At 52.6% G+C, this 11,518-nt stretch carries 11 protein-coding genes; 8 read left to right on the top strand and 3 right to left on the bottom strand.

Features of this window, described 5'->3' with window-relative positions; translation table 11 throughout:
- Positions 1 to 23: 23 nt before the first annotated feature.
- The 8 genes from FWG96_05685 to FWG96_05650 all read left to right on the top strand — a co-directional run bounded on the left by FWG96_05685 (position 24) and on the right by FWG96_05650 (position 7,909).
- Positions 24 to 425, top strand: coding sequence for a desulfoferrodoxin (locus tag FWG96_05685; protein ID MCL2032741.1), 402 nt, complete (start codon positions 24 to 26; stop codon positions 423 to 425).
- A 112-nt stretch (positions 426 to 537) separates the two neighbouring features.
- Positions 538 to 1,065 carry a hypothetical protein gene (locus tag FWG96_05680; GenBank protein ID MCL2032740.1) on the top strand — a complete coding sequence of 176 codons (528 nt, stop codon included), beginning with the start codon at positions 538 to 540 and terminating at the stop codon, positions 1,063 to 1,065.
- A 139-nt stretch (positions 1,066 to 1,204) separates the two neighbouring features.
- On the top strand, positions 1,205 to 3,067 hold the full coding sequence (locus tag FWG96_05675) for an InlB B-repeat-containing protein (protein ID MCL2032739.1): 1,863 nt from the start codon (positions 1,205 to 1,207) through the stop codon (positions 3,065 to 3,067).
- A 168-nt stretch (positions 3,068 to 3,235) separates the two neighbouring features.
- Positions 3,236 to 4,783: a 2-isopropylmalate synthase gene (locus FWG96_05670; protein MCL2032738.1), complete on the top strand. Its 1,548-nt coding sequence runs from the start codon at positions 3,236 to 3,238 to the stop codon at positions 4,781 to 4,783.
- Positions 4,783 to 6,042, top strand: coding sequence for a 3-isopropylmalate dehydratase large subunit (locus FWG96_05665; protein MCL2032737.1), 1,260 nt, complete (start codon positions 4,783 to 4,785; stop codon positions 6,040 to 6,042). The genes FWG96_05670 and FWG96_05665 overlap by 1 nt, the downstream gene beginning before the upstream one ends.
- Complete coding sequence (locus FWG96_05660) at positions 6,042 to 6,527, top strand: 3-isopropylmalate dehydratase (GenBank protein ID MCL2032736.1); 486 nt, start codon at positions 6,042 to 6,044, stop codon at positions 6,525 to 6,527. Before FWG96_05665 ends, FWG96_05660 begins: the two co-directional genes overlap by 1 nt.
- Positions 6,524 to 7,642 carry an isocitrate/isopropylmalate family dehydrogenase gene (locus tag FWG96_05655; GenBank protein MCL2032735.1) on the top strand — a complete coding sequence of 373 codons (1,119 nt, stop codon included), beginning with the start codon at positions 6,524 to 6,526 and terminating at the stop codon, positions 7,640 to 7,642. The genes FWG96_05660 and FWG96_05655 overlap by 4 nt, the downstream gene beginning before the upstream one ends.
- A gap of 3 nt (positions 7,643 to 7,645) precedes the next feature.
- On the top strand, positions 7,646 to 7,909 hold the full coding sequence (locus FWG96_05650) for a hypothetical protein (protein ID MCL2032734.1): 264 nt from the start codon (positions 7,646 to 7,648) through the stop codon (positions 7,907 to 7,909).
- Here FWG96_05650 and tgtA read toward each other — a convergent pair.
- The 3 genes from tgtA to FWG96_05635 are packed head-to-tail and all read right to left on the bottom strand — an operon-like array spanning position 7,853 to position 11,376.
- Positions 7,853 to 9,781 carry a tRNA guanosine(15) transglycosylase TgtA gene (gene tgtA / locus FWG96_05645; protein ID MCL2032733.1) on the bottom strand — a complete coding sequence of 643 codons (1,929 nt, stop codon included), beginning with the start codon at positions 9,779 to 9,781 and terminating at the stop codon, positions 7,853 to 7,855. The two genes, FWG96_05650 and tgtA, sit on opposite strands and share 57 nt — an antisense overlap.
- A gap of 23 nt (positions 9,782 to 9,804) precedes the next feature.
- The gene (locus FWG96_05640; protein MCL2032732.1) at positions 9,805 to 10,200 is read right to left on the bottom strand and encodes a hypothetical protein; all 396 of its coding nucleotides are present in this window, start codon (positions 10,198 to 10,200) and stop codon (positions 9,805 to 9,807) included.
- Positions 10,201 to 10,251: 51 nt separating this feature from the next.
- Positions 10,252 to 11,376 (bottom strand): MBL fold metallo-hydrolase, encoded by a 1,125-nt coding sequence (locus FWG96_05635; protein ID MCL2032731.1) that lies wholly within the window; start codon positions 11,374 to 11,376, stop codon positions 10,252 to 10,254.
- Positions 11,377 to 11,518: the final 142 nt, after the last annotated feature.

Genomic DNA, 11,518 nt, shown 5'->3' with positions numbered 1-11,518 from the left:
CTCTATAGAAAGATTCGGAGGCGGTGATTAAAATATCAAAGGTAGAGAAAAGAGCCATATACATGTGCGAGACCTGCAAGAACCATGTGGAGGGGTTATACTCGGCGGGAGGACCCATTCCTGAGTGCTGCGGGGAAGAGATGACGAAACTGGAGCCTCAGACCGCAGATTTCACAAAGGAGAAGCATGTTCCTTACATCGAAAAGAAGGACGGAGGAGTGCTTGTCAAGGTCGGTAAAGAGACGCCCCACCCCATGACGCCCGAACATTACATAGTGTTCATCGAGATATGCGCGGACGGCATCCTGATGAGGAAATACCTCAAACCGGGCGACGCGCCGGAAGCGTTCTTCAAGACGGATGCGAATGTCGTCGTCGCGTGGGAACTCTGCAACCTCCACAAATACTGGAAATCCGCCCAGTGAACCTTAGGCCGTCCCAAAGACGGCCGTCCCGATTTTTCCGCCTGTTGGTTTTAAATCGGCGGACGGCAATTACCGCACGCATTAAGCATCATCGATCTTCGGAGTTATGATCATGGCGTCAAAAAAGAAAGACACTCCCAAAGCCAGTGAGAAGGGATACCAGCCAAAGGCAACCGCAAGGCATGCTAAAATTACTAAGACAAAGCAGGACGAGATCGATTCGTTTAAGAAAAAGATCGATACCGACAAGTACCTTGCAAAAAAGTATGAATCTAACCGAAAGACGGAGATCAAAGCCCTTCCAAAAGAAGAACGCGCCGCCGCAAAGGAGGAGCTGAAAGAATCTATCAGGAAGAGGAAAGAGGGCGAGGAGAGGGACAGGGAGAAGCTCCGCGAACTTATATACGAGGAGAAAGCTGAGAAGAGGATCGGAAAAGGGTCCTTCGATGATGAGGCCTGGGTCAAAGAGGGAAAGAAAAAGAAAAAGGGGGCGGAAGAGCCTCTGGCCGAAGATGTACCTGCCATAGAGCCGGAAGAGGAAGCGGCCGACGACGATGCTGCTGCCGAAACAGAAGCGCCGGAGGAAACCGCAGAGGTGCCGGAGCCTGAAACGGTCAAAGACCCGGAGAAAAAGGATTGATCTCCGACCCTGATCGATCCGTTATACTCCTCTTTTAAATATATATCATATCCATACCATACAGCTCAGCCGACGCACGTCTCGCGCCGGATACGGAGCAGGGGGGGAGTAGATCAGCAGGAGGCATGCGATCGCTATCTTGATCGGCGTCGCCGCCATCGCAGCGGTATTAGGTTTAGCTGGCGTGCTTTTCCTCATGAACGATAACGGCCCGCCTGACAATAAGGGCGGGAGCGCATCCGTTGCTACGAATTATGAACTAAGATATTACAAAAACGGAGAGATGGTCCGGGATCTGGAGGTGCCTGCCGGAGCTTACATAGTGGTCGAGGATGATATCGACGCGAACGGCGCTTCTGAGAGATTCTTAGGCTGGAACACCAAACCGGACCTGTCGGGCACGATATTCCAGTCGGGGGCGAAGCTGAAAGTGGAAGGTAACCTCTCCTTTTACGCAATGTTCATCAATTCCAATATGTACGCCATTATACTTCCGGAAAAACAGGACGGATACACCATAACGGCGGACCGCATGATGGTGGCCAAAGGCGGCATCTCGATACTCACGTACTCCCTTCTGCCCAGCCATGTCGACTATGACCTGGTCATCGCCGTCAACGGCAACCCCATGAAACTGGACGCGCTGAAGGAGATACATCTTTTCGATATACAAGAGGATAAGATCGTCACCGTCACCGGGGTGCACGACAGGCGTATGCACAGCATAACCCTGCCTGAGCCGCAGAGAGGGTACATCCTGACATCATCGGCGGAAAGCGTCCACCACGGAGAACCGTATTCTATGCAGTACACCCTTCTTCCGGGATGGGGGGAGACATCCGATTTCGGCATCCATATAAACGGAGTGGATGTGAAAAGGCCGATCGACGGAGCGGTATTGGTAGAGGACGTGAGGGACAACCATGTCATAACCGTTACAGGCGTCGAACTGGTCCAGTACAGCATCGCCGCTGGGAAGAACATAACCGCATTTGTGAACGGGGCACCGGTGTCCAGAGCGACCGTGGAGGACCTCATCCTAATTGAGCCTGCCGAAGGATACATCATACCGAGCACATTCAACGGCCAGATAACGGGCGGGTTCAAAGCGGAGGGGAAAGGGTACCGCATTACGGGCAATACCGCCTTCCCGTCCGTATCAAAGGTCACAGCCGGAGACAATGTAACGATGAACGGCAGTAGCGCCAAAACGGTCTTCGTCTGCCCCGGCGACAGGATAACTATCTCCGCGTCAACCGGATACAGTATGCCGGGCAACTATATGGACACAATAAGGGGCTTGGACGGGGCGGCGTATTCCGCCCAGGGATTCACATTCAGTAAAGACGCCGCGCTCCCTTCGATATATAAGGTCGTGTTCAACAGCCATAATTCTGTTTATGAAACATTCTTTGTTATAGGCGGAGCGGCGATTCCTTTACCGCAGAATGCCCCCAAAAGGATTGCATATTATTTTGCTGGCTGGGATATTGCCTCATCGTCTGTGAGGAGCGACCTGTCTATAAGGTCTATTTGGGATCCAATGACACATGATGTGTTCTTTGGACCAAATCTAATTGTGGATGTTGGAAATAAGTGCTTTGTGTTTGAAGAAGGAAATGCAGAAAACGCCCCTCGAATCATACAAGTAAGATCTGATGAAAAGGTTAGAATACACACTCCTTTTGATTTGCCTTTGCCAGATGGCTATGGGCCGGAAAGTGGTGTTGCTGTTTATGGAGACGGATATTATGATATTATAGAAAATTGTTCATTCCCCGGCGTTACATATGTGAGATATTTTGAGACAGAAGTAGGAGATGGTCCAGTAGATCCTCTAATAATAGGATGTGGCTACAATATAATGCCTGAACCCACTATAAGCAAAGAAGGTTACATTTTTGCGGGATGGGTTTATAACGGTAAGCCAATAAGCGGCCATATTAAAATAGAGAACGAAAAGTATATTCTATTTCCCACATGGGAACAAAAAGATGGCTAACTTTTAAATACAGTTTCTCCAATGGAGTGCTACCGTCAGAGGTCTAAAATGATCTTCAAGCTAAAGACTGAACTTATTCTTCTTAAGTAAATCAGTGAAAGCAGTGACGGTTTGGTGGTTTTTATGAAAACGCAACAAACCAGTGAAAGCGCTAAGAATTTGGAAAAAATGTTGGCTGTGAGCCATTACAACCAGCTTGCGCTCTCCGGTGTGGGCCCCATCAAGGATGTTACAATCTTCGATACCACTCTGAGGGACGGTGAGCAGGCCCCTGGGATCGCATTGAGCCCGGAGGACAAGATACGCATAGCCATTGCCCTTGATGACCTCGGAGTGGACATCATAGAAGCTGGATTCGCCGCTTCGGGCGAAACGGAAAAAGAGATAATATCAGAGCTGACGAGATCCAATCTGAATACAAAAATATGCAGTCTGGCACGTGCCGTAAGGTCCGATATCGACGCCGTTATCGACGCCGGGGCGGGTATGGTGCACACCTTCATCGCGACTTCCGATCTGCACATGAAGTACAAGCTGAAGATGACGCCGGAACAGGTAAAGGCCAGGGCAGTGGAGACTGTCGAATACGCCAAGGCCCACGGCCTGGAGGTGCAGTTCTCATGCGAGGATGCAACGAGGTCCGACCTGGGTTTCATGAAAGATATACTGAAAGATGTTCAGGATGCCGGTGTGGATTCGATCAACATACCTGATACCGTTGGCGTCATCACGCCCCGCGCGATGGGGTATCTGATAGGCGAGCTGAAAAGCGCAGTGAATGTGCCTATCTCTGTGCACTGCCACGACGATATGGGTCTGGCTGTAGCCAACTCCTTGGCCGCCATCGATTCGGGGGCGACGATCTGCCATGTCTGTATGAACGGCATAGGCGAAAGGGCCGGCAACGCCGCTTTGGAAGAAGTTGCGGTGAACCTGTTCGCCAACTACGGCATACAGACAATAGATATGAGCAAGATCGGTCAGACGTCGAAACTGGTGGAAAGGATCACCGGTTTCAATATTGCGGGCAATAAATCGATCGTCGGAAGGAACGCTTTCGCCCATGAGTCGGGGATACATGTGCACGGCGTGATGAGCAATTCCCTGACATATGAACCCTTCCTGCCGGAGATGGTGGGCGCGGACAGGGCAATAATCATAGGTAAACACTCCGGCGCACATTCGATACAGAGCAGACTGGACGCCTTGGGCGTCGAGTTCCCCGCGGACAGTATGCCGGAACTGCTGGCTATGACCAAGAAGATCGCCATAGGCGACAAAATGATCGACGATGCCGAACTGCTGGCGATAGTGGACAACATCATGTGGAAGAACGACACCAAAACGAACACCGTCTCTCTGGACGAGCTGACGGTACTGACGGGAAAGAACACCACATCCACGGCCGTCGTCACGGTTACGATAGGCGGCGATGATAAAAGGACGGCCGCCGATACGGGCGTCGGGCCTGTGGACGCGGCGATAAACGCCATACGGAAAGCTATCAACGACAAGATAACCATGGAGGAATACAATCTGAGCGCAATAACCGGTAAGAGCGATTCGATCTGTAAAGTGACCGTGGCGGTCAGGGACGTGCAGAACGACGGTGCTTTATCCGTAGGAAAAGCGGTCGGCCTGGATATCGTGGAGACATCCGTGGATGCGATGATGGCCGCCATAAACAGAGACTTCGCGAGAAGGAGGGATGCATAATGGGTAAGACGATCGCCGAGAAGATACTCTCAAACAGATCTGGGACAGATGCTAAAGCAGGACAGATAGTCATTGCGGAAATTGATTATGTTATGGTGAATGATGTCACCGGACCCATCGCATTCAGGGAATATGAGAAGATCGGATCGAAGAAGATGCTCAAGGACAGGATGGTCATCATACCGGATCACTACGTCCCCAACAAAGACGTCGCTTCTGCGGAGCAGGCCAAGGAGATGAGGACTTTCGTCAAGAAACACGAGATAGACAACTATTTCGAAGTGGGGAAGGGCGGAGTGTGCCACCAGCTCATGATCGAGGAGGGATTCGCGGCTCCCGGAAGGCTCATAGTGGGCGCCGATTCCCATACGTGCACATACGGCGGCATCAATGCGTTCTCGACCGGTATCGGCTCCACTGAGGCTGCGGTCGCGTTCGCAACGGGAAAGCTATGGTTCAAGGTGCCGGAAACGATCAAAGTGGAGCTCTCCGGCAAGTTCAAAAAGGATGTCGGCGGAAAGGACCTGATAATCAAGATCATAACCGACATAGGAGTGGACGGAGCAAACTACAAAGCGTTCGAGTTCCACGGAGACGGCGTAGGGAACATGAGCGTGTCCGACAGACTGGCCGTTTCGAACATGGCGATAGAGGCCGGAGGGAAAGCGGGAATATTCCCCTGCGACGGCCTGACCGAAGAATACATCAAAGGCACCGTGAGGGGCGCATATTCTCCCGTTTCAGCGGACCCGGACGCGGAATACTGCCGTGTCCTGAGATACGACCTTTCCGAAATAGAATCCATGGTGGCATTCCCCCACCTGCCCAGCAACGGCCGTGCCGTGAAGGACGCCGACGTGAGGATAGACCAGGCGTATCTGGGATCCTGCACAAACGGGCGCATCGAGGATATGCGCATAGCGGCGAGGATCGTGAAAGGGAAGAAAGTGCACCCGGACGTGAGGTTCTTAATCGTCCCAGCAAGCCAGAGAGTATACAGGCAGATGCTGGACGAAGGGCTGATGCAGATATTCCTGGACGCGGGCGCGTTCATTTCCGGCCCGACCTGCGGCGCATGCCTGGGAGGATACATGGGCATTCTGGCAGCGGGAGAGAAGGCCGTCTCCTCAACGAACAGGAACTTCATCGGAAGGATGGGGGACAAGGATTCAGAGGTCTATCTGGCAGGGCCGGAGGTCGTAGCGGCCTCTGCGATAGCCGGCAGAATAATCACCCCGGATAAACTGGAGGGATGCTGATGGTGAACATACAGGGAAAGGTCTGGAGGTTTGAGGATAACGTTGACACTGATCAGATAATACCGGCGGAGCGTCTGGTGTCCGCGAATCTCACCCATCTTAACGATTTTATATTCGAAAAAGTAAGGCCCGGCGTTGCGAAAGAGATAGGGAAAGGCGACATACTGGTGGCGGGAAAGAACTTCGGATGCGGATCGTCCAGAGAGCACGCTCCGCTGTCGCTGGTACAGGCGGGATTCTCCTGCATCGTGGCGGAATCCTTCGCGCGCATCTTCTATCGCAACTCGATGAACATCGGATTGCTGCTTATCGAATGCGGGACCGACGTCAGGGAAGGCGGTACGCTGGAGGTGTGCACCGACAGCGGAAAGGTCAGGGACACTGACACGGGAAAGGAATCCGTATTCCCTCGGTATCCTCCGTTCATAGCGCAGCTGATGGAGTGCGGAGGGCTGGTCAACATGGTCAGGGAGGGTAAGTTTTGAAGCATCTTGCGATAATACCCGGCGACGGGATCGGAAAGGAAGTGATCGATGCCGGGATGAGCGTCCTGGATGCCGTCTGTGAGATATCATCTTTCGATTATGACGGAGAGTTGTTCGACATAGGTTCGGAAAGGTATCTGGATACGGGCGAGCTTCTCACCGACGAGGACATAGCCGAGCTTAGGAGGAAGGATGCGATATACTTCGGGGCCATAGGGGATCCGAGGGTCAAACCGGGAATACTGGAACAGGGCATCCTCCTTAAGATGAGGGCGGTGTTCGACCAATACATCAACCTGAGGCCGGTGACGTCCTGGTTCCCGCTGGTGCCGCTGAAGAGGGAGGTCCCCTTCGACATACATTTCCTCAGGGAGAACACCGAGGACTTCTATATGGGCGCGGGAGGGACCTTCAGCGGAAGCCGGAAGGATGCGCATGTCAGGGTCAAAAGGGAGATGTACGATCTTGAGATGGAGCTCAGGACCAATTCTTCGAACAACGACGATTTCGCATTCGAGATAGGGCTGCTTTCAAGGAAAGGCATCACAAGGTTCGCGGACTATGCCTTCAGCTATGCCAAGGCGAGAGGCCAGGATAAGATCACGCTCGTGGATAAAGCGAACGTCTGCACCCACATCTACGGGATGCAGAGGGCGATATTCGAAGAGAAGTCCAAGGAGTACGGGATGGGTCTGGACTTCATGTACGTGGATGCGATGGCGATGGCGATGATAGTCAGACCGGAGACCTTCGGCACCGTAGCGGTCCCGAATTTATTCGGGGACATACTCACCGACCTGGGCGCACAGCTCCAGGGAGGCCTGGGCATGGGTGGGAGCGGCAACATAAATCCGAAAGGGGTCAGCATGTTCGAGCCCATACACGGATCCGCCCCCGACATCGCGGGTCAGAAAAAGGCCAATCCGATAGCCGCCGTGCTTGCCGCGCAGATGCTGCTCGAGAACCAAGGCTACCCCGAAGAGGGAAAGATGCTTCAGAGATCGGTGAGATACTGCCTTGACAACAAGCTCACCACGCCGGACCTGGGCGGGAAACTGACCACCGGAGAAGCCGGAGAAGCTATCTGCAAATACATACTGGAACAAAAGAGGTGAACCGTGATCAAGCTGGACCTCCGCATTCAATACGATGACGAAAGAACGGCGAAAGCCGTTTTCGATTCCGTATCCCCTGACAACGAAGGGTATGTTTCGACAGAGCTGTGCGGGAGTATGCTGATCATGAAGATAACCGCCGACAACGCCGGCACCATGCGGAATACCGCGGACGATCTTATGGCTTGCGTGAAGGCCGCCGAGGAGGCCTCAGGCCTCGTCTCCGGCCCCGCTCCTGACCTTGACGGCGACTCCCTTTTTGAATGACCTTATCTCATCCGCCACCAGCATCATGCGGCCCGTGGCTATCACTTTATCATTTGCGTCGGTGACCATCACCTCTTCCATAGGCCTCAGGCCGCCGTCGCATTCCGTGACGAACTGGCAGAACACATTCCTCCCTTCCGATACGAAAGGAACCGCGTCGTCCGCAACCCTGACCCTCATGAACGGCGCGGGAACGGCGGACGCTATCCTGTCCGCCCCTTCTTTTCTTAAGGTATACAGCCCATCCCCCGCCCGCATGGAAAGGATGTGTTCCCCGTCCGAAATGACGTTCCTTATCTTCCCTGTGTTCTTGCTGATGACGAACTCTATCTTCCCAGTGAAAAGAGCGTCGGTGGCCTCGATACCGAACTGATATCTGGACACGGCCTTGGCCCGGATCATGTCCGCGTCATATTCTTCTGTTCCGCCGTCGCCGATATCGCGGCCGTTCGCCGTTTCGCGGAATTTGCATTCGAGGAATCTGACGGCGGAGGACTCCGATTCCATCAGCGTGTCCACATCCTGCACCCTCGGGAACACGGACTGCGCTATCGGATATATCTCATCCAGCTCGGCGGGGACCGGTCCGAACGGCGAGATGACGACCGGCGTGTACCCTGCCCTTCTCGCTCTGTCGAAATCCGCCGCCATCGCCCTGCCGTACGGCTTGCTCCCCTCGTCATAGAAAAGGGCTGCCTTTTCTGTCGGGGGAACATATCTCTCCATTATCCTGGATATGTATCTTCCGAACACCGGCCTCCCTCTTGTTTCCGCCCCGGTATAGAACATGGCGCCGTCCCTGCTGATCGGATCATACCTTTCCATGAACTCCTGATGTTCCTCCAGCCGCCTCAGCGCGTCGAGCATTGCGGGATGCGCTCTGCATCTGATCTCGGCCAGCTCCCAAAGACGGCCCTCACAGATATACCTTTTAACAAGTGCCAGCTCGTCCGCTATCTGGTATAGATTGTGTCTCGCGATGACGCCTTCCCTCTTCTTCCTGTCCATATTTCTGATCGTTTCCAAACTAAGTCCCCGGCATGCCGGACAGTTGCAGTCCAGGGACTGCATATCCTGCAGGCGGTAGGTTCCGTCTATGAACATCATCCGGTCGTCCCTTGCGAACTTCGCGTAGGACGCAGAATCAAAGAGATCGCATCCCATCAGTGCCGCGAGTGCGAGCACCATGGGATGTCCCGCGCCGAAGAGGTGTACCGGCCTGTTCGGGTTCAGCCCTTTTTTGGAGGATATCACAACATCGACAAGCTCAAGGTATCTGTATTGTTCCATAAGGGGGACGACCCCTCCGATGGGATGGACGTCGACGTCCATCGGGGCCATCCTCTTTGCGCAGTCCTCTCTCAGATCCTGATATACGGAGCCCTGGACCACTCCGTTGATCATCATTTCCCCTTTGATATCGCAGGCTTCCTTCGTCCTTTCAAGCGTTATCTCGATGGACTGCGCCGTCTGTTCCTTTGTCCAGTAGGGCTCGGTGAAGATGTCGAGGACCGTCCCGATGTCCGTCCCGATGCTTTTCTGGAACTCGATCATCTCCTCATTCGTGACCTCGACCTCGCCGTACATATGGCTCTGGAATGTTCCTGAATCGGTCATTATCACTCCGGGAAAGTCAAGCATATCATGGAGCCCCGTCTCCTGGGCCTTTGCTTTCAGGTCCGGCGTGTTCTTTATGATGTAAGAATTCGTTATAATTGCGGAGAAGCCGAACTCATCATACAGTTCCCTGGGGGAAACAGTGCATATCTTCGGATTGATCACGGGGAGAAGCGCGGGGGTCTCCAGCACCCCTGACCTGGTCTGCAGCCTTCCTATCCTGGCAAGTCCGTCTCTTCTTACTGTCTCGAACATCAGGCGTAGATATGGTCACCCAATTAAAGGATTCTGTCTTTTACTACGTCCGCGTAGGCTTTCGATATCGCGTTCTTGACCAGGACGTCGGGTATATCCTCGATCACATCTTTGTTCCAGTCAAGGGTCGGACGTCCGAAGCTCACAATATTGACCTTCCCCTGGTCGCAGCTTTCCTCCGAATCGAGCATTTTGATATCCAACCCGCTGAGGATGTCCGTTATATTCTTCCCGTTTATGAACAGCGTGTTCGGTCCTTCCCCTTCGGTGCTGATGAATTTTGAGGATATGTCGGAAAGCAGCATCTCGCTCACAAGGCCCCTGAGATAATCCGACATCTCCTCTATCGACCACCTTCTCAAGTTCTCATCTTCCGGAGGTTCGGACGAATGCCTGTATTCTATGTCGATCATGGCCATGATACGTCAACGGGTTTACCGATTAAAAGTATATAGGTGCTACACTTTTTATCACTTCCAAGCGTCCGGGGCGGCCCTATTATCCTTGAACCAGTCGGAGTCTTTCAGCACCCAATCGTTGCCGCTGCATGTGATGGTCACTTCCCCGTCCTTCATCATAAAGACGACGTTGCCGTTGAACGGCTCATACACACCGCCGCTGTAGTTGACTATGAGGGTGGTGATATAGACCTTGTCTGTGTATTCTGCGATCCTGTCGATGAATTGCTGCGTGGGGAACTGATTCGGAATGGTGGAGGAATATTCTGACGAGCCGGCACAGGTGCAGATTATGACATATTCAGGAGTAATGGCCTCAAGCAGCTTCGGATGGGATGAGGTAGATGAGCCATGGTGCCCGCCTTTTAAAAGTACACAGTGACCCAGGCCTCCGTGATTTTCCTGATAATAGTCTACTAGTGCGTCTTCTCCTTCTTTTTCCAGATCACCTGTGAACAGATATTGATTGCCGTTCTGTGTGATCATTATGCAGACAGAATAGTTGTTCTCGCTGCTCGATTTGTTCTCATAGTAGCGCTGATATAGGATCTCCATTGTCACGCCGGGACCCAGCTCATATACGCGCTGTGCACCCTCCTTCGATTCTTTGTAACATTGCAACGCGGTGTAATGTTCGGTGCCATTGGCGACCAGACCATCCCTTGTATTTTCGTAATTACTGCGTGTGGCACTGGTGCTGTTCGTCATAGAATAATCTATGATTGTCCCTATTTCAAAAGCGTCAAGGACTCCCTCAGTAAGAGGGGCTCCCGCGCTGGTTTTTGTACTGTAAAACCCTGCAATGTGGTCCTGGTGCGCATGCGTCGCTATGACGTATTCTATTTTACCGTCTTGTATGTGTTCATTGATGTAGTCGATTATCGTCTCCGATGAACTCGTGCGCGAACCTGCGTCAATGAGGATGTCCACCTCACCGTAATTGATATAGACACAATCTCCTGTGTATTTATTTCCTAACTCCAAGAAGTGAATGGTAAGATCATTGTCCTCTATTACTGTCACTTTCGTTTCTTCATGATCATGTTCGCCATCTTCGACCAGTACGACATATCCTCCTATGCCCCCCATAAGCAAAAGCGCACAGACCAAAGAGATAATCGAAGCTGCTTTAGACATAAGTACCCATCACCGCCCTTTGAAAACCACGCCCCGCCGTTCTGTGAGAGCCGCTATTTTCATATATAGCATCGTCTCACGTTTATTTAATTAGTTTGCGCTCGGATCCCGACCGTCCGGCTGATCGGACATACTGACAGCT

The sequence above is a fragment of the Candidatus Methanoplasma cognatum genome, from assembly GCA_009777615.1.
Taxonomy (GTDB): domain Archaea; phylum Thermoplasmatota; class Thermoplasmata; order Methanomassiliicoccales; family Methanomethylophilaceae; genus Methanoplasma; species Methanoplasma cognatum.
The sequence above is the reverse complement of the archived record's forward strand: the minus strand, read 5'-3'. Positions and strand labels throughout refer to the sequence as shown.